This is a genomic window from Mesorhizobium sp. BR-1-1-10, from assembly GCF_020165595.1.
GTDB classification, from domain to species: Bacteria; Pseudomonadota; Alphaproteobacteria; order Rhizobiales; family Rhizobiaceae; genus Mesorhizobium; species Mesorhizobium australicum.
Map to the genome: position 1 here is coordinate 257709 of NZ_JAIUIL010000004.1, position 17596 is coordinate 275304.

The window sequence follows — 17596 nt, forward strand, 5'->3', positions numbered from 1 at the left end:
CGTTTACGCTGCCATGGTTTTCGCTGATGGTCATCCGCGGACAGGATAGGGGAATCAGATGAATTCAATCATGGCAGGTCTTTTGGCGCTGGCGGTCTCTGTGCCGGCGGCTTTCGCGGGCGAGATCAGCGATCGGGCGGTCGAGGCCGAGAAGCTGCTCCAGTCGGGTGATGGCGCCGGTGCGCTGGAGAAATTCAGCAGCGCCCAGGAAGCGCTCTGGCAAGCGATGCCGCTTGGCGTCCTGAACGTCAAGCAAGTCGACACGGCCTCCGGCTTCGGTATCTACAGCGAGCGCGCCAACCACATCTACAAGCCCGGCGAGAAAATCGTGCTGTACATGGAGCCGGTCGGCTATGGCTACGGCAAGGACGGCCTCGGCAACAGCATGATCGCGCTCTCTGTCGACATCACCATCGTGTCCGCAGCCGGCGAAACGCTCGGCACAATGGAGAAGGTCGGCCGTGTTCAGATCGCCTCTCGCTCGCACAATCGCGAACTGTTCTTCAAACTCGACCTTTCCCTCGACGGCCTGCCGGCCGGCAAATACCGGTGCGACTTCGTCATGCATGACGAGAATTCGAGCAAGACGGCCCCCTTCAGCACCGATATCGAGATCGCCGGCTGAGGCGATGCCGGGAAAACCACCGATGTCCGATGGGAGACGGCATCGGCGGGGACGAAATCCGCGTCGGGCGTAATGTCTTCATCAATCAGAACTGCACTTCTACGACCTCGGCTGCCTCGACATCGCCGACGCTATCTCGCGGCCTCGGGAACCCAAGCACGACAGCCGCGTTTTTCAACCGGTTTCAATGTGTCCGGCTTGCGAGGCTTTCCCATGCTCAAATGGATCATCATCCTCCTGATCATCGCCGCCGCGGCGAGCCTGCTCGGTATGCCGGCGCTGGCGGGCGCGGCCGCCACTGGCGCGCGCATTCTCATCGGCATCGTGCTCATCATCTTCCTGTTGATCTTGCTTGGGGTCTTTGCGGTGACGTAAGTCCCGCGCCTTCGCCGTGAAAGCGGCTGCGCACTGGTAATTCCTGCCCGTTTCCGCCATATAGCGCCGAACGGACATGGAAATTTCGGAGCAATGGCAGGCACGGCCCCTTTCGCCAAGATGAACGGCATCGGCAACGAGATCATCGTTGCCGACATGCGTGGCCGTGCGGATCGGGTGACGGCCGCGGCTGCCATCGCGCTCAACGCCGATGCCTCGACGCGGTTCGACCAGATCATGGCGATCCACGACGCCAGGACGCCGGGCACCGCTTATTTCGTCGACATCCTGAATTCCGACGGGTCGGGCGCGCAGGCCTGCGGCAACGGCATGCGCTGTGTCGTCCAGGCGCTGGCCGCCGAGACCGGCGAGAAGACCTTCACCTTCGAAACCGTGGCCGGGATCTTGAACGCCCGCGAACACGCGGACGGCTCGATCTCGGTCGACATGGGCACGCCGCGCTTCGGCTGGCGCGACATCCCGCTGGCCGAGGAGTTCCGCGACACCCGCATGATCGAATTGCAGGTCGGCCCGATCGACGCGCCGGTGCTGCATTCGCCTTCGGCGGTCTCGATGGGCAACCCGCACGCCATCTTCTGGGTCGACGCCGATGTCTGGACTTATGAACTCGATCGTTTCGGCCCGCTGCTCGAAAACCATCCGATCTTTCCCGAGCGCGCCAACATAACCATCGCGCAGGTGACCTCGCCCGACTCGATGATCATCCGCACCTGGGAGCGTGGCGCCGGGCTGACCAAGGCCTGCGGCTCCGCCTCGTGCGCGGCTGTGGTTGCCGCCGCGCGCACCAGGCGCACGGGCCGCAGCGTCAATCTTTTGACCCCCGGCGGCGGTACGCTGCATGTCGAGTGGCGCGAGGACGACCACGTCATCCTGACCGGCGCGGCCGAGTGGGAATTTTCCGGCAGCTTCGATCCGTCGACCGGACAATGGGCCCGCGACACCGAAAGCGCGGCGTGATGTCCGCTCTTGCCAAGGACGTCGACGTGGCGAAGGAGCCCGGCTGCATCGACGTGGTGACTTTCGGCTGCCGTCTCAACACCTATGAGTCCGAAGTGATGCGGCGCGAGGCCGAAAATGCCGGCCTCGGCGCGCTGGATGGCGGCACCGTCATCTTCAACACCTGCGCCGTCACCGGCGAAGCGGTGCGCCAGGCCAGGCAGGCGATCCGCAAGGCGCGCCGCGACAACCCGGCCGCGCGCATCATCGTCACCGGCTGCGCCGCGCAGACCGAGCCCGAAAAATTCGCCGCCATGGACGAGGTCGATCTCGTGCTTGGCAACGAAGAGAAGCTGAAGGCCAATTCCTATCGCGCGCTGCCGGATTTCGGCGTCAACGACACCGAGAAGGCGCGCGTCAACGACATCTTTTCGGTGCGCGAGACCGCCGGCCACATGGTCGACGCCATCGAGGGCCGGGCCCGTGCGTTCGTGCAGGTGCAGAATGGCTGCGACCATCGCTGCACCTTCTGCATCATCCCCTATGGCCGCGGCAATTCGCGCTCGGTGCCGATGGGCGCCGTGGTCGAACAGGTCAAGCGGCTAGCGGGCAACGGCTATGCCGAGATCGTGCTGACGGGTGTCGACATGACGTCTTTCGGCGCCGACCTGCCAGGCGCGCCGAAGCTCGGCAAGCTGGTGAAGACCATCCTGCGTCAGGTGCCCGACGTAAAGCGGCTCAGGCTTTCCTCCATCGATTCGATCGAGGCCGACGGCGATTTGCTCGATGCGCTCGCCACAGAAGCCAGGCTGATGCCGCATCTGCATCTGTCGCTGCAGTCGGGCGACGACATGATCCTGAAGCGCATGAAGCGCCGCCATCTGCGCGATCAGTCGATCCGCTTTTGCGAGGATGTGCGCAAGCTGCGGCCCGGCATTGTCTTCGGCGCCGACATTATCGCGGGTTTCCCGACCGAGACCGAAGCCATGTTCGAGAATTCGCTGGAGATCGTCGAGGAGTGCGGCCTGACCCATCTCCACGTCTTCCCATTTTCGCCGCGCGAGGGCACACCCGCCGCGCGCATGCCGCAGCTGCGTCGAGAGCTGGTCAAGCAGCGTGCCGCCCGGCTGCGCGCCGCCGGCGAAGCGGTCTACCAGCGCCATCTGTCCTCGCTCGCCGGCAGCCGTCAGTCGGTCCTGATCGAGCGCGACGGCCTTGGCCGCACCGAAGGGTTCACGCTTGCCGCACTCGGCACCGGCGCGCCGGGAGAGATCGTCGAGGCTGATATAACCGGCCACGACGGGATCAGGCTGATAGCCACTCCCCTTGCCGCCCGCGCCGCTTGAGAACACAAAAGCATGGCTGGTTTTTTCAAGAAGATATTTTCGTTCGGCAAGAAGGAGGTGGTCGAGGAGCGCATCGACGAGACCGCCCCGCTGCCGCCGATCAAATGGGACCAGCTCGACGCGCTGAAGCCGGCGGCCGAGCAGGCCGTGCCGGAGTTTTTGAAGCGCGAGGAGCCTGTGACGGAAGCCGTGCCGGCGACCGTGTCTGCTCCGGTCGAGGCCGCGCCCGGACCGCAGCCCGAGGAACCCACACCCGAGCCTGCGCCGACCATTCCGCCCGCGCCGGAGCCGACGGTTCCGTCAGAACCGGAGCGGCAGCCGGAGCCTGCGCCGGAAGGGAAACCGGCACCCGCGCCCGAAACGCCTGAACCGCCCGCGCCCGAAGAGGTCCCGCCGCCGCCCGTTGCTCCCGAGCCCACGCCCGAACCCCAGCCGCAGGAGATCCCGCCGGCGCCATCGGAGCCGGAGATCGTTCCCTCGCGTCCGGAGAGGCGACCGGAACCCGCGCCCGTCGAAGTGCCGACGCCGCCAGTCGAAGTGCCGGCCGAGATACCCGCACCGGTCGAGGTGCCGTCGGCGTCGCCGGCTGAAGTGCCTCCGTCGGCGGCCGCCGTCGAGCAGCCTTCAAGGGCCGGCGCTGCCCCTCATCCGCCTGCCGGCACCTCCCGGTATAGGGACGGGGCGAAGGAAGGGGCGTCAGCACCGTCCTTGCCCGGTTTGCGGGGAGAGCATGAAGGAAAGCGCGGACCTGCCGTCGAAGCGGGGCTCGAAGCGCCACCAGCTGAAATCGCCCCTCCCATTCGCCAGCCTGCACCGGTCGAGACGCAGCCGGTCGTTGCCGAGGTCGCACCCGAGCCTCAATCGGTCCCGCGGCCCACCCCGGAGCCAAGACCCGTTCCCGGCAAGGTGACGGTCGCCAGGAAGGTCGAGCAGAAGGCCGAGCCACAGAAGGCGCCGGAGCCGGCGCCGAGGCAATCCTGGTTCCAGCGCATGCGGGACGGGCTAGCCCGGTCCTCGCGCGAACTGACCGGCAACATTGCCGGCGTCTTCACCAAGCGCAAGCTGGACGAGGAGACGCTGCAGGACCTGGAGGACGTGCTGATCCGCGCCGATCTCGGCGTCGAAACGGCGCTGCGCGTCACCGATTCACTGGCCTCCAGCCGCTACGGCAAGGATGTTTCCGATACCGAAGTGCGCGCCGTCATGGCGGCCGAGGTGGAGAAGGTGCTCGCGCCGGTCGCGAAACCACTCGAGCTTGACCTCTCGCACAAGCCGCATGTCATCCTGGTGGTCGGCGTCAACGGCACCGGCAAGACCACGACCATCGGCAAGCTAGCCGCCAAGCTGACCGATGGCGGCCTGTCGGTGATGCTGGCCGCCGGCGACACGTTCCGCGCCGCCGCGATCGAACAGCTGAAGATCTGGGGCGAACGAACGAAATCGCCCGTCATTGCCTCGAAGCTCGGCGCCGACGCCGCCGGTCTCGCCTACGATGCCTTCGAGCGGGCAAAGGAAGCCGGCTCCGACGTGCTGATCATCGACACCGCCGGCCGGCTGCAGAACAAGACCGAACTGATGGCAGAGTTGGAAAAGATCGTCCGCGTGCTGGGCAAGCTCGATCCCGAAGCGCCGCACACCGTGCTGCAGACGGTCGACGCCACGACCGGCCAGAACGCGCTCAACCAGGTCGAGATCTTCCGCAATATCGCCGGCGTCAACGGCCTGGTGATGACCAAGCTGGACGGCACGGCGCGGGGCGGTATTCTGGTGGCGATCGCGGCAAAGCATAAATTGCCGGTCTATTTCATCGGCGTCGGCGAACAGGTCGACGACCTCGAACCGTTTTCCGCAAGCGAATTCGCCAGGGCGATCGCTGGAGTGGCTTGAACAGGCACGATGCCGGAAGTGAGGCTTCCGGATTGGATCGTGCGTTAGAAGGAAACCATGAACCCACCCATTCTCGAACGCGATCCGTCCGACCCGCAGAAAGACAAGAAGGAAGGCATCAATCCCGTGCTCAAGCTGGCGCTGGAGCTCGGGCCGCTGCTCGTCTTCTTCTTCGCCAATGCGCGCGGCGAGTGGCTGACGCAGAAATTGCCCGTGCTGGCTGAATTCGGCGGCCCGATCTTCGTCGCCACAGGTCTGTTCATGGCCGCGACCGCCATCGCGCTGATCGCCTCATGGCTGCTCACCCGCACCTTGCCGATCATGCCGATGGTGTCGGGGGTCGTCGTTTTCATCTTCGGCGCGCTGACGCTTTATCTGCAGGACGATATCTTCATCAAGATGAAGCCGACCATCGTCAACACGCTGTTCGGCGGCGTGCTGCTTGGCGGCCTGTATTTCGGCCGCTCGCTGCTCGGCTATGTCTTCGAGTCCGCATTCAAACTCGATGCCGAAGGCTGGCGCAAGCTCACCTTCCGGTGGGGCCTGTTCTTCCTGTTCCTGGCCCTCGTCAACGAAGTCGTCTGGCGGAATTTTTCCACCGACGCCTGGGTTACCTTCAAGGTCTGGGGCATCATGCCGATCACGCTTCTTTTCACCTTCAGCCAGATGCCGCTGATCCTGCGCCACTCGCTGGACGACAAGGCCGGCGGCGAAGAGAAAGTCGGCAAATAGGGCTGTAAAGGGGAGAGCCATGGAATTCGTCACCACCCAGGAGGAGCTGCGGACGATCTACAAGACGCCGCGCCCGACCGATGGCTCGATCCGCAAGGAATTGAAGGCGCTGGACGCCCATTGCCGCTCCTTCATCGGCAAGAGCCCATTCGTGCTGATCGGCTCGTCCGATGGCGAAGGCAATGCCGACGTCACCCCGAAAGGCGACAAGCCCGGCTTCGCCGCCATTCTCGACGAGAACACCATCGCCATTCCCGACCGGCCCGGCAACAACCGGCTGGATACGCTGGAAAACATCATCCGCAATCCCTCGGTCGGGCTGCTCTTCCTCATACCAGGCATGAACGAGACGCTGCGCGTCAATGGCGATGCCCGCATCACCGTCGATGCCACCTTGCGCGAGCGCCTTGCGGTCGACGGCAAGGAGCCGCAAAGCGTTATCGTGATCGTGGTCAAGGCCGCTTACATGCATTGCGCCAAGGCTTTCATGCGCTCCGATTTGTGGAAGCCCGACAGCTGGCATGATCGCGCCACGCTGCCGACGCTCGGCCAGATCCTGCGCGACCAGTTGGCACTGGCCGATTCGGCCGAGACGACCGACCGCTGGCTCGACGGCGAGTACAAACAGACGATGTGGTAGGGTTGTCGGCCCCCGATTCGTCTGGACTGGTCCGCCTTGCTCAACCTCATTGCGATATCCGGCAGCCTGCGGGCGGCCTCCACCAATTCGGCCCTGGTCGCGGCACTGGCGCTGAACACGCCAGCGGGCTGTCGCGTCACCGTCTATGACGGGCTTGGCCGGCTGCCGATCTTCAATCCCGACGACGAGGGCGAGCGGACGCCGCGCGAGGCCTCCGATCTGATCGAGGCCGTCACCGGCGCGGACGGTGTCGTCGTCTCCTGTCCCGAATATGCCCATGGCGTGCCTGGCGGCCTTAAGAACGCGCTCGACTGGCTGGTCTCGCGTGACGCCGCCGTCGGCAAGCCGGCGATGCTGGCGCACGCCTCGCCACGCTCGCTCTACGCCCGCACGGCGCTGGCGGAGATCATGCGCACCATGTCGTTCGCGCTTTGCGAAGAAGCCATGCTCGAGGTTTCGCTCCTCGACAAGAAGCCGGCGGAGGTTGAAAGTATCCTGCGAGAGCCGGCAAACTTGCGGACAATTCGCGATGGCCTGTCAGCCTTCGCGGCCTTCATCCGCTCGCGCCAAATTTGAGCGGACTCGCGCCAATTGAGCGGTCGCCATCGTGTCGTCGTCCTGGAAGGACCGGAGGCGTCGGCCAATCGCTACAGCCGATAGACGTACATCACAAAGGTCTCCGCCTCGCCATGCGCCTCCTTGCGCCCCTCATAAAGTGCGCGGGCGGGCAGATTGTCCGGCTCGGTGCCGACCCAGGCCTCTTCGCAGCCATGCTCGCGGCCGAGCGCGAACATGGCGTCGAGCATTCTGCGCGCGATGCCCTGCTGCTGGAAGGCTGGCGAGACGCCGACCTCGTCGACATAGAGTTCCGGCGCCTTGTCCGGATGGCGGTGCATGACCGCCGCGCATTGGCCGACGACAACGTCCTCAGCCAAGGCCACGATCATGAAATGGCCCGATTGCGCGAGATAGCTTGCCAGCCGATCGGGCCGCACCGGCTCGTCGAACACGTCGTCGGCAATCCGCATCACAAGGGCGTCATCTCCGGGATAAAGCCTTCTGATCTCAATCGCCATTGTGTAAATTCTCCCAAGTCGGCTTACAAACTTTGACGTTTACGTAAATCCCGAATACACTAACCGATTGAAAATGCAGGGGTCGAAATAATCGTTTGAATTTATTCCGCACCAGAGTTATTGGGTGCGGGAAATTCGCGGTTCCCCGCAGCAGTCCGGCCTCTTCCTCGACGCCGTGTTGGCGCGTCACAGACAAAGGGAAATCATCCTCACATGGCACGCAACAAGATAGCGCTTATCGGCTCTGGCATGATCGGCGGCACGCTCGCCCACATGATCGGCCTCAAGGATCTCGGCGACGTGGTCCTGTTCGATATCGCCGAGGGTATCCCGCAAGGCAAGGGGCTCGATATCGCGCAGTCGTCGCCGGTCGATGGTTTCGATTCCCGGCTGACCGGCGTCAACGACTATGCCGGCATCGAGGGCGCCGATGTCTGCATCGTCACCGCCGGCGTGCCGCGCAAACCGGGCATGAGCCGCGACGACCTGCTGGGCATCAACCTGAAGGTCATGGAGCAGGTCGGCGCAGGGCTGAAGAAGTACGCGCCGAAGGCCTTCGTCATCTGCATTACCAATCCGCTCGACGCCATGGTGTGGGCGCTGCAGAAGTTTTCGGGCTTGCCCAAGACCCATGTCGTCGGCATGGCCGGCGTGCTCGACAGCGCGCGCTTCCGCTACTTCCTGGCCGAGGAATTCAAGGTTTCGGTCGAGGACGTCACCGCCTTCGTGCTCGGCGGCCACGGCGATTCCATGGTGCCGATGATCCGCTATTCCACGGTGTCGGGCATTCCGCTTCCCGACCTGATCAAGATGGGCTGGACCTCGAAGGAAAAGCTCGACCAGATCGTGCAGCGCACCCGTGACGGCGGCGCCGAGATCGTCGGCCTCCTGAAGACCGGCTCGGCCTATTACGCGCCGGCGGCCTCGGCGATCCAGATGGCTGAATCCTACCTCAAGGACAAGAAGCGCGTGCTGCCTTGCGCGGCACACCTCTCCGGTCAGTATGGCGTCAAGGGTACCTATGTCGGCGTGCCGGTGGTGATCGGCGCAGGCGGTGTCGAGCGCGTCATCGAGATCGACCTTAACAAGGCCGAGCAGAAGATGTTCGAGGCATCGGTGGCGACCGTGCAGGGCCTGACCGAGGCCTGCGTCAAGATCGCGCCGCAGCTCGCCTCGAAATAACCCGCCCAAACGTCACCCCGGCAAACGACCTGGAGATAGTTCCCGATGAACATCCATGAATATCAAGGCAAGGCGCTGCTGAAGAGCTTTGGCGCGCCGGTGGCCGAAGGCGTGCCGGTTTTCAAGGCAAGCGAGGCGGAAGCCGCTGCACAGGCGCTGCCCGGCCCACTCTATGTGGTGAAGAGCCAGATCCATGCCGGCGGCCGCGGCAAAGGCAAGTTCAAGGAACTCGGCGCCGACGCCAAGGGCGGCGTGCGGCTGGCGAAGTCCGTCGCCGAGGTGGTCGCCAACGCCAACGAGATGCTCGGCCATACGCTGGTGACCAAGCAGACCGGCCCGGCCGGCAAGCAGGTCAACCGCCTCTATATCGAGGACGGCGCCGACATCGAGCGCGAGCTCTATCTCTCCATCCTGGTCGACCGCTCGGTCGGCCGCATCGCCTTTGTCGTCTCGACCGAGGGCGGCATGGACATCGAGGGCGTCGCGCACGACACGCCGGAAAAGATCATCACCGTCGCCATCGATCCGGAAAAGGGCGTTACGGCTGAGGACGTCAAGGCGCTCAACGACGCGCTTAAGCTCGACGGCGACGCGGCCAGGGATGGCGGCACGCTGTTCCCGATCCTCTACGAGGCCTTCGTCGAGAAGGACATGAGTCTGCTCGAGGTCAACCCGCTGATCGTCATGAAGGACGGGCATCTGCGCGTGCTCGACGCGAAGGTGTCGTTCGACAACAACGCGCTGTTTCGCCACCCAGATGTGCTCGAACTGCGCGACACGTCAGAAGAGGACGAGAAGGAGATCGAGGCGTCGAAATACGACCTCGCGTATGTCGCGCTCGATGGCAATATCGGCTGCATGGTCAACGGCGCCGGCCTTGCCATGGCGACGATGGACATCATCAAGCTCTATGGCGCCGAACCCGCCAACTTCCTCGATGTCGGCGGCGGCGCTTCCAAGGAGAAGGTGACGGCGGCGTTCAAGATCATCACCAGGGATCCGGCCGTCAAGGGCATCCTGATCAATATCTTCGGCGGCATCATGAAGTGCGACATCATCGCCGAGGGTGTGATTGCCGCGGTCAAGGAAGTCGGGCTCAAGGTGCCGCTGGTCGTGCGCCTGGAAGGCACCAATGCCGAGCTTGGCAAGAAGATCATCAACGACAGCGGCCTGAACGTCGTCTCGGCGGACGATCTCGACGACGCGGCCAAGAAGATCGTGGCGGCGGTGAAGGGCTGAGCCGGTGCCTCCACGCAAGATAAACCTGGTCGAGGCGGCGGATCGGACCATCACTGAGGTCTTCGATCCGCATATCGCCGGCGACCTCAATGACAGCCAGGCCAAGGTCGCCAAGTTCGGCGAGGTCTTTGACTGGCATGCGCATGACAATGAAGACGAAGCCTTCCTCGTGCTGCGCGGCAGGATCGCCATCGATTTCCGCGATGGGCCGATCGAGCTCGGCGAGGGCGACTTCATCGTCGTACCGCGCGGCGTCGAGCATCGGCCGCGTTCACTGACATCAGAGCCGGTGGTGCTGATGTTCGAACCGGCGACGACACTCAACACCGGCAATGCCAAGAGCGATCTGACGGTCGCCGATCTGAAGCGGCTCTGACCGATGAACGCCTCATCCTTCTCTTCGCTCTCGGCCGATCACCAGCTCCTGCAGGCTTTGGTCGGTGCTTGGCGCGGCGAGGAGGAGGTCGCGGATACGCAGTGGGCCGATGGCGGCATGGCGACGAGCGAAGTGACAGCGGAAGCGCAGTTCGGCGGTCTGTTCGTGGTGCAGCGCTATAAGCAGCGCCGCGATGGCACGGTCTCCTTCGGCGCGCACAATGTATTCGGCTTCGACCAGCAGAACAGCGTCGTCACCATGCACCAGTTCGATTCGATGGGCTTTGTGCCGTCCTCGCCCGCCACGGGCACATGGAACGGCAGCGAATTGGTACTGGAGCGATCGTCGCCGCGCGGCTTTGCGAAGGTGACGTATGTTTTCGACGATGCCGACACCTACCGCATGCGATTGCATTTCAAACTTGCCGGCAGCGATGACTGGCAAGACATGGTGAGCGGCGTCTACCGGCGCGTCTCGCCTTCCTCGATCAACGGTTTTTAAAAAGGGCGGCCATGTCCATTCTCGTCGACAAGAATACCAAGGTGCTGGTGCAGGGCCTGACCGGCAAGACCGGTACGTTCCATACCGAGCAGGCGCTGGCCTATCACGGGACAAAGATGGTCGGCGGCATCCATCCCAAGAAGGGCGGCGAGACCTGGACGGGCTCGAAAGGCGAGAGCCTGCCGATCTTCGCCACTGTCGCCGAAGGCAAGGAAAAGACAGGCGCCAACGCCTCCGTCATCTACGTGCCGCCGGCGGGCGCCGCGGAAGCCATCATCGAGGCGATCGAGGCGGAGATCCCGCTGATCGTCTGCATCACGGAAGGCATTCCGGTGATGGACATGATCAAGGTCAAGGCGCGGCTCGATCGCTCGGCCTCGCGGCTGATCGGACCGAACTGCCCGGGCGTGCTTACCCCCGACGAATGCAAGATCGGCATCATGCCCGGGAACATCTTCCGCAAGGGCTCGGTCGGCGTTGTTTCGCGCTCGGGAACACTTACCTATGAGGCTGTGTTCCAGACCACCAATGTCGGCCTCGGCCAGACCACTGCCGTCGGCATCGGCGGCGACCCCGTCAAGGGCACCGAGTTCATCGACATGCTCGAGATGTTCCTGGCCGATGATGAGACCAAGTCGATCATCATGATCGGCGAGATCGGCGGTTCGGCCGAGGAAGACGCCGCGCAGTTTCTCAAGGACGAAGCCAAGCGTGGTCGCAAGAAGCCGATGGCCGGCTTCATCGCCGGGCGCACGGCGCCGGCCGGACGCACCATGGGCCATGCGGGCGCGGTCATCTCCGGCGGCAAGGGCGGCGCGGAAGACAAGATCGCGGCGATGGAATCGGCCGGGATAAAAGTTTCGCCGTCGCCAGCGCGGCTGGGCACGACGCTGGTCGAGGCGATCAAGGGTTAAGCCAGTAGTGAGTAGCAGGTAGTCAGTAGTGAAGAAGGGAAGAACGGGTGAGTAGCAGCTGAGCGGAAAATTCCATTTTCCACTCACTACCGGCTACTCACTATTCCCTCGAAAGGAGACGGAGCCAGGCTCCGCTGAAACGACATGGCAAGACACGATCAGGCCAACGACCAATTTTCGCTCACCTCTTTCCTCTATGGCGGCAATGCCGATTACATCGACGCGCTCTACGCGGCGTATGAGGACGATCCCGCCTCGGTCAATCCCGAGTGGCAGGAGTTCTTCGCCGGGCTGAAGGACGATGCCGGCGATGTGCGCAGGAACGCCAAGGGCGCTTCATGGGCGAAACCTTCCTGGCCGCTGCAGGCCAATGGCGAGCTGGTGTCGGCGCTGGACGGCAATTGGGGCATCGTCGAAAAGCACCTGGAAAAGAAGGTCAAGGACAAGGCCGTTACCAACGGTGTCGTGCTGTCCGACGCCGATGTGCACCAGGCGACACGTGATTCCGTGCGCGCCATCATGATGATCCGCGCCTTCCGCATGCGTGGCCATCTGCACGCCAATCTCGATCCGCTCGGCATCAACACGCTCGAGGATTACAACGAACTGTCGCCGGAAAATTACGGCTTCACCGAAGCCGACTACGACCGGCCGATCTTCCTCGACAATGTGCTGGGGCTCGAATTCGGCAGCATCCGGCAAATGCTGGAGATCCTCACCCGCACCTATTGTTCGACGCTCGGCGTCGAGTTCATGCATATTTCCGATCCCGAGGAAAAGGCCTGGATCCAGGCGCGCATCGAGGGCGCCGACAAGGAGATCTCGTTCACCGCCACCGGCAAGAAGGCGATCCTGCAGAAGCTGGTCGAGGCGGAAGGCTTCGAGCAGTTCATCGACGTCAAGTACAAGGGCACCAAGCGCTTCGGTCTCGACGGCGGTGAATCGCTGATCCCGGCGCTGGAGCAGATCGTCAAGCGCGGCGGCCAGCTCGGCATGAAGGAGATCGTGCTCGGCATGGCCCATCGCGGCCGCCTCAATGTGCTTTCCCAGGTGATGGCCAAGCCGCACCGCGCCATCTTCCACGAATTCAAGGGCGGCTCGGCGGCCCCCGACGAGGTCGAGGGCTCGGGCGACGTGAAGTACCATCTCGGTGCCTCGTCGGACCGCGAGTTCGACGGCAACAAGGTTCACCTTTCGCTGACGGCGAACCCTTCGCATCTGGAGATCGTCGACCCCGTGGTAATGGGCAAGGCGCGCGCCAAGCAGGATTCCCTGTTCGGCCGCGGCCGCGAGGAGATCGTGCCGCTGGAAGAGCGGGCCAAGGTGCTGCCGCTCTTGCTGCATGGCGACGCCGCCTTCGCCGGCCAGGGCGTGATCGCCGAGATCCTCGGCCTATCGGGCCTGCGTGGCCACCGCGTCGCCGGCACGCTGCACTTCATCATCAACAACCAGATCGGCTTCACCACCAATCCGCGCTTCTCGCGCTCATCGCCCTATCCGTCCGATGTCGCCAAGATGATCGAGGCACCGATCTTTCACGTCAATGGCGACGATCCGGAGGCTGTGGTGCACGCCACCAAGGTGGCGATCGAATTCCGCATGAAGTTCCATAAGCCGGTGGTCGTGGACATGTTCTGCTACCGCCGCTTCGGCCACAATGAGGGCGACGAACCGGCCTTCACGCAGCCGCTCATGTACAGCAACATCCGCGCCCACAAGACGACGGTGCAGATCTATGGCGATCGCCTGATCGCCGAAGGGCACATCACCCAGGCCGAGCTCGATCAGATGAAGGCCGATTGGCGCGCGCATCTGGAAGCCGAATGGGAAGTCGGCCAGCACTACAAGCCCAACAAGGCCGACTGGCTCGACGGCGCCTGGTCAGGCCTGCGCACGGCCGACAACCAGGACGAGACAAGGCGCGGCAAGACCGCGGTACCGGTCAAGACGCTGAAGGAAATCGGCAAGAAGCTGACCGAGGTGCCGAAGGGCTTCGAAGCGCACAAGACGATCATCCGCTTCCTCGAAAACCGGCGTCAGGCGATCGAGTCCGGCGAAGGCATCGACTGGTCGACGGCCGAGGCGCTGGCCTTCGGCGCGATCCTGCTCGACGGCAATCCGATCCGGCTTTCCGGACAGGATTCCGAGCGCGGCACCTTCTCGCAGCGCCATTCCGTGCTCTACGACCAGCGCGACGAGACCCGCTACATCCCGCTCAACAATCTGTCGGCGGCGCAGGCCGGCTACGAAGTCATCAACTCGATGCTGTCGGAAGAAGCGGTGCTGGGCTTCGAATATGGCTACAGCCTGGCCGAGCCGAAGGCGCTGACGCTGTGGGAGGCGCAGTTCGGCGACTTCGCCAACGGCGCCCAGGTGGTGTTCGACCAGTTCATCTCGTCGGGCGAACGCAAGTGGCTCAGAATGTCGGGCCTCGTCTGCCTGCTGCCACATGGCTATGAAGGCCAGGGCCCGGAACATTCTTCCGCCCGGCTGGAGCGCTTCCTGCAGCTTTGCGCCGAAGACAATATGCAAGTCGCCAACTGCACGACGCCGGCCAACTACTTCCACATCTTGCGCCGGCAGCTGAAGCGCGACTTCCGCAAGCCGCTGATCCTGATGACGCCGAAGTCGCTGCTGCGCCACAAGCGGGCGGTGTCGACGCTGCCGGAAATCTCGGGCGAAAGCTCGTTTCACCGGCTGCTGTGGGACGACGCCCAGCTGTTGCCCAACCAGGCGATCAAGCTGACCAAGGATTCCAAGATCCGCCGCGTCGTGCTGTGCTCGGGCAAGGTCTATTACGACCTCTATGAGGAGCGCGAGAAGCGCGGCATCAACGACATCTACTTGCTGCGCGTCGAACAGCTCTATCCGTTCCCGGCCAAGGCGCTGATCACCGAGCTGTCACGCTTCCGCAACGCCGAGATGGTGTGGTGCCAGGAGGAGCCCAAGAACATGGGTGCCTGGTCGTTCATCGATCCGTATCTGGAATGGGTGCTGGCGCATATCGACGCCAAGCATCAGCGGGTGCGCTACACCGGCCGTCCGGCGGCCGCGTCGCCGGCGACCGGGCTGATGTCGAAGCATCTCGCCCAGCTCGCCGCCTTGCTCGAAGACGCGCTCGGCGAATAAGCAGAACAGAACCGAAAGAACGGACAGGCACAATGGCTACCGAAATCCGCGTTCCCACACTCGGCGAATCCGTCACCGAAGCGACCGTCGGCAAATGGTTCAAGAAGGTCGGCGATGCCATTGCCGCCGACGAACCGCTGGTCGAGCTCGAAACCGACAAGGTGACGATAGAGGTGCCCGCCGCCGCCGCCGGGACGCTCGGTGAAATCACGGTTGGGGAAGGCGAGACGGTCGGCGTCGGCGCCCTGCTCGGGTCGATTTCGGCCGGTGGCGCGGCTGCTCCCGCGACCAAGCCGCAAGCGGTCGCGCAGGCGTCCAGCCCCGACGCGGCATCCACCACCAAGCAGGCCGCGGCCGAGACCGCCAAGGTTGCCGGCGATGCCGGACCGGTCGAGCCGCGCACCATGCCGCCGGCGCCGGCGGCGGCAAAATTGATCGCCGAGAACAATCTGTCGGTCGACCAGCTCTCCGGCTCGGGCAAGCGCGGCCAAGTGCTGAAGGGCGACGTGCTGGATGCCATCTCCAAGGGTGCGCCGTCGCAGCCGGCCGAGACGCCAAAGGCAGCGCCGGCACCGATCGCGGTTCGGGCGCCGTCGTCGGGTGATGATGCATCGCGCGAGGAGCGCGTGCGCATGACCAAGCTGCGCCAGACCATCGCGCGCCGCCTGAAGGAGGCGCAGTCGACCGCCGCCATGCTGACCACCTTCAACGAAGTCGACATGTCGGCGGTGATGGCGCTCAGGACGAAGTACAAGGACGTTTTCGAGAAGAAGCACGGCGTGAAGCTCGGCTTCATGGGCTTCTTCACCAAGGCGGTCACCCACGCGCTGAAGGAAATCCCCTCGGTCAATGCCGAGATCGACGGCACCGACATCATCTTCAAGAACTATGCCCATATTGGTGTCGCGGTCGGCACCGAAAAGGGCCTCGTGGTTCCGGTCGTGCGCGATGCCGACCAGATGTCGATCGCCGAGATCGAGAAGGATATCGGCCGGCTGGGCATCGCAGCGCGCGACGGCAAGCTGTCGGTCGCCGACATGCAAGGCGGCACCTTCACCATCTCCAATGGTGGCGTCTACGGGTCGCTGATGTCGACGCCGATCCTCAATGCGCCGCAGTCGGGCATTCTCGGCATGCACAAGATCCAGGACCGGCCGGTCGTGGTCGGCGGCCAGATCGTGATCCGGCCGATGATGTATCTGGCGCTCAGCTACGATCACCGCATCGTCGACGGCAAGGAAGCCGTTACCTTCCTGGTGCGGGTCAAGGAAAGCCTGGAGGATCCGGAGCGGCTGGTGCTCGATCTGTGAGGCGGTCGGATGGCGGCTTGCGGCAAAGAGCGGCCAATGATGGCCCGTTTGCTTGGAGCCACCAAACCGGTTGCGCTGATGGCCGGGATCGTGATGACTACCGCAGCCGCCCAGGCCGCCTGCCCGATCGAACTTGCGGTCTATGGGGATAGCCAGAGCGGCAGCGAGATCGATTTTACCCCGACCGGCACATCGGCTGTTGTCACCAATACGTTCCGGCTGATCCTCGACAACAATGTGGTGCTGAACGGCATCGTCATGTGGACCACGGATGTTGCGCGGCCGAACGGCGCGCTGATGTACAAGTGCCCGGAAGGCGACGTGACCGGCGAGGAGCTTGCCGCCTGCACGCTGTGGAACGGCGTCATCTACACGTCGGACGACAAGGGCACTGTCGGGCTTTTGCCGGCCGAGGGTGTCGAGGCGCCGAAGACGCTGATCCTGCCCGATCTCGGGCCGGTGCTTAGGCAATCCCGGGCGTATGGCGGCGGAGGATTTTCGAAAGTGCCGTCGGATGTGTTCGCGATGAAAGGATGCCAGGAATGAGCGCGACGCAAAAAGTGCTGCTGGTCACCGGCGGCAGCCGCGGCATCGGCGCCGCCATCTGCCGGCTGGGGTCGGAGGCGGGCTATCGCGTCGCGGTCAATTACGCCTCCAACAAGGCCGCCGCCGATGCGCTGGTCGCCGAAATCAAGGACGGCGGCGGCGGAGCCGTTGCCGTCAGGGGCGATGTCGGCAAGGAAACCGATATCGTGGCCATGTTCGGCGCCGTCGACCGCGCCTTTGGCCGGCTCGACGCCTTCGTCAACAATGCCGGCATCGTCGACGTCAAGGCGCGCGTCGACGAGATGGATGTCGCGCGGCTGGAACGCATGATGCGCATCAATGTCATCGGCTCGTTCCTGTGCGCCCGCGAGGCGATCAAGCGCATGTCGACGCGGCATGGCGGGTCGGGTGGTGCGATCGTCAACATCTCGTCGGCGGCGGCGACGCTGGGCTCGCCGGGCGAATATGTCGACTATGCCGCCTCCAAGGGGGCCATCGACACCTTCACCATCGGCCTCGCCCGCGAGGTGGCTCTGGAAGGCATTCGCGTCAACGCGGTGCGGCCGGGCATCATCGACACCGACATCCACGCCTCCGGCGGCCAGCCGGACCGGATAGAACGGTTCCGCGATCTTCTGCCGATGAAAAGGGCGGGCACCGCGGATGAAGTCGCCGGTGCGGTCCTCTATCTTTTATCCGATGCCGCGTCTTATACGACGGGCGCGATCCTGAATGTCAGCGGCGGCCGCTGAGCCCCAAGC

At 64.0% G+C, this 17596-nt stretch carries 18 protein-coding genes; 17 read left to right on the top strand and 1 reads right to left on the bottom strand.

Features of this window, described 5'->3' with window-relative positions; genetic code table 11:
* Window positions 1–70: 70 nt before the first annotated feature.
* The 8 genes from LB555_RS10075 to LB555_RS10110 all read left to right on the top strand — a co-directional run bounded on the left by LB555_RS10075 (window position 71) and on the right by LB555_RS10110 (window position 7138).
* Complete coding sequence (locus tag LB555_RS10075; RefSeq protein ID WP_224682808.1) at window positions 71–625, top strand: hypothetical protein; 555 nt, start codon at window positions 71–73, stop codon at window positions 623–625.
* A gap of 213 nt (window positions 626–838) precedes the next feature.
* The gene (locus LB555_RS10080; protein WP_015315001.1) at window positions 839–1000 is read left to right on the top strand and encodes a DUF1328 family protein; all 162 of its coding nucleotides are present in this window, start codon (window positions 839–841) and stop codon (window positions 998–1000) included.
* A 93-nt stretch (window positions 1001–1093) separates the two neighbouring features.
* Window positions 1094–1978: a diaminopimelate epimerase gene (dapF, locus tag LB555_RS10085; protein WP_140618301.1), complete on the top strand. Its 885-nt coding sequence runs from the start codon at window positions 1094–1096 to the stop codon at window positions 1976–1978.
* Window positions 1978–3303, top strand: a complete 1326-nt coding sequence (mtaB, locus tag LB555_RS10090; RefSeq protein WP_224682809.1) for a tRNA (N(6)-L-threonylcarbamoyladenosine(37)-C(2))-methylthiotransferase MtaB — start codon at window positions 1978–1980, stop codon at window positions 3301–3303. The genes dapF and mtaB overlap by 1 nt, the downstream gene beginning before the upstream one ends.
* A gap of 468 nt (window positions 3304–3771) precedes the next feature.
* Entirely contained in the window at window positions 3772–5190 is a 1419-nt protein-coding gene (ftsY, locus tag LB555_RS10095) for a signal recognition particle-docking protein FtsY (protein WP_411970766.1), read from the top strand.
* 57 nt (window positions 5191–5247) lie between these two features.
* Window positions 5248–5922 carry a septation protein A gene (locus tag LB555_RS10100; RefSeq protein WP_224587077.1) on the top strand — a complete coding sequence of 225 codons (675 nt, stop codon included), beginning with the start codon at window positions 5248–5250 and terminating at the stop codon, window positions 5920–5922.
* A gap of 19 nt (window positions 5923–5941) precedes the next feature.
* On the top strand, window positions 5942–6562 hold the full coding sequence (locus LB555_RS10105; protein WP_224682811.1) for a pyridoxamine 5'-phosphate oxidase family protein: 621 nt from the start codon (window positions 5942–5944) through the stop codon (window positions 6560–6562).
* 36 nt (window positions 6563–6598) lie between these two features.
* Window positions 6599–7138 carry an NADPH-dependent FMN reductase gene (locus LB555_RS10110; protein ID WP_224682812.1) on the top strand — a complete coding sequence of 180 codons (540 nt, stop codon included), beginning with the start codon at window positions 6599–6601 and terminating at the stop codon, window positions 7136–7138.
* 71 nt (window positions 7139–7209) lie between these two features.
* Here the strand turns inward: LB555_RS10110 and LB555_RS10115 are convergent, their stop codons facing one another.
* A complete protein-coding gene (locus LB555_RS10115; protein WP_140719727.1) occupies window positions 7210–7638 on the bottom strand; it encodes a GNAT family N-acetyltransferase in 429 nt (142 codons plus the stop codon).
* 213 nt (window positions 7639–7851) lie between these two features.
* On the opposite strand from LB555_RS10115, the gene mdh reads away from it, so the two are divergent.
* The 9 genes from mdh (at window position 7852) to LB555_RS10160 (ending at window position 17587) form a co-directional block, all read left to right on the top strand.
* Window positions 7852–8820: a malate dehydrogenase gene (mdh, locus tag LB555_RS10120; protein ID WP_015315009.1), complete on the top strand. Its 969-nt coding sequence runs from the start codon at window positions 7852–7854 to the stop codon at window positions 8818–8820.
* A 45-nt stretch (window positions 8821–8865) separates the two neighbouring features.
* Window positions 8866–10059 carry an ADP-forming succinate--CoA ligase subunit beta gene (gene sucC, locus LB555_RS10125; protein ID WP_140660445.1) on the top strand — a complete coding sequence of 398 codons (1194 nt, stop codon included), beginning with the start codon at window positions 8866–8868 and terminating at the stop codon, window positions 10057–10059.
* Window positions 10060–10063: 4 nt separating this feature from the next.
* On the top strand, window positions 10064–10435 hold the full coding sequence (locus tag LB555_RS10130; protein WP_224682813.1) for a cupin domain-containing protein: 372 nt from the start codon (window positions 10064–10066) through the stop codon (window positions 10433–10435).
* Window positions 10436–10438: 3 nt separating this feature from the next.
* Window positions 10439–10936, top strand: coding sequence for a DUF1579 family protein (locus tag LB555_RS10135; protein ID WP_224682814.1), 498 nt, complete (start codon window positions 10439–10441; stop codon window positions 10934–10936).
* Window positions 10937–10947: 11 nt separating this feature from the next.
* Window positions 10948–11850, top strand: coding sequence for a succinate--CoA ligase subunit alpha (sucD, locus tag LB555_RS10140; protein WP_023784122.1), 903 nt, complete (start codon window positions 10948–10950; stop codon window positions 11848–11850).
* Between the two features lie 144 nt (window positions 11851–11994).
* Window positions 11995–14979: a 2-oxoglutarate dehydrogenase E1 component gene (locus LB555_RS10145; protein ID WP_140822836.1), complete on the top strand. Its 2985-nt coding sequence runs from the start codon at window positions 11995–11997 to the stop codon at window positions 14977–14979.
* A gap of 32 nt (window positions 14980–15011) precedes the next feature.
* Complete coding sequence (gene odhB, locus LB555_RS10150) at window positions 15012–16289, top strand: 2-oxoglutarate dehydrogenase complex dihydrolipoyllysine-residue succinyltransferase (RefSeq protein ID WP_015315015.1); 1278 nt, start codon at window positions 15012–15014, stop codon at window positions 16287–16289.
* 78 nt (window positions 16290–16367) lie between these two features.
* Window positions 16368–16835 (top strand): hypothetical protein, encoded by a 468-nt coding sequence (locus LB555_RS10155; RefSeq protein WP_411970767.1) that lies wholly within the window; start codon window positions 16368–16370, stop codon window positions 16833–16835.
* A complete protein-coding gene (locus tag LB555_RS10160) occupies window positions 16832–17587 on the top strand; it encodes an SDR family oxidoreductase (RefSeq protein ID WP_224682815.1) in 756 nt (251 codons plus the stop codon). Before LB555_RS10155 ends, LB555_RS10160 begins: the two co-directional genes overlap by 4 nt.
* Window positions 17588–17596: the final 9 nt, after the last annotated feature.

Bases quoted from the DNA above. Each gene is read 5' to 3' on its own strand.
- dapF (WP_140618301.1), top strand. From the start codon at position 1,094: ATGGCAGGCACGGCCCCTTTCGCCAAGATGAACGGCATCGGCAACGAG.
- LB555_RS10105 (WP_224682811.1), top strand. From the start codon at position 5,942: ATGGAATTCGTCACCACCCAGGAGGAGCTGCGGACGATCTACAAGACG.
- LB555_RS10075 (WP_224682808.1), top strand. From the start codon at position 71: ATGGCAGGTCTTTTGGCGCTGGCGGTCTCTGTGCCGGCGGCTTTCGCG.
- odhB (WP_015315015.1), top strand. From the start codon at position 15,012: ATGGCTACCGAAATCCGCGTTCCCACACTCGGCGAATCCGTCACCGAA.
- mdh (WP_015315009.1), top strand. From the start codon at position 7,852: ATGGCACGCAACAAGATAGCGCTTATCGGCTCTGGCATGATCGGCGGC.
- LB555_RS10100 (WP_224587077.1), top strand. From the start codon at position 5,248: ATGAACCCACCCATTCTCGAACGCGATCCGTCCGACCCGCAGAAAGAC.
- LB555_RS10155 (WP_411970767.1), top strand. From the start codon at position 16,368: ATGGCCGGGATCGTGATGACTACCGCAGCCGCCCAGGCCGCCTGCCCG.
- sucC (WP_140660445.1), top strand. From the start codon at position 8,866: ATGAACATCCATGAATATCAAGGCAAGGCGCTGCTGAAGAGCTTTGGC.
- LB555_RS10145 (WP_140822836.1), top strand. From the start codon at position 11,995: ATGGCAAGACACGATCAGGCCAACGACCAATTTTCGCTCACCTCTTTC.
- LB555_RS10115 (WP_140719727.1), bottom strand. From the start codon at position 7,638: ATGGCGATTGAGATCAGAAGGCTTTATCCCGGAGATGACGCCCTTGTG.
- LB555_RS10080 (WP_015315001.1), top strand. From the start codon at position 839: ATGCTCAAATGGATCATCATCCTCCTGATCATCGCCGCCGCGGCGAGC.
- LB555_RS10160 (WP_224682815.1), top strand. From the start codon at position 16,832: ATGAGCGCGACGCAAAAAGTGCTGCTGGTCACCGGCGGCAGCCGCGGC.
- LB555_RS10135 (WP_224682814.1), top strand. From the start codon at position 10,439: ATGAACGCCTCATCCTTCTCTTCGCTCTCGGCCGATCACCAGCTCCTG.
- mtaB (WP_224682809.1), top strand. From the start codon at position 1,978: ATGTCCGCTCTTGCCAAGGACGTCGACGTGGCGAAGGAGCCCGGCTGC.
- sucD (WP_023784122.1), top strand. From the start codon at position 10,948: ATGTCCATTCTCGTCGACAAGAATACCAAGGTGCTGGTGCAGGGCCTG.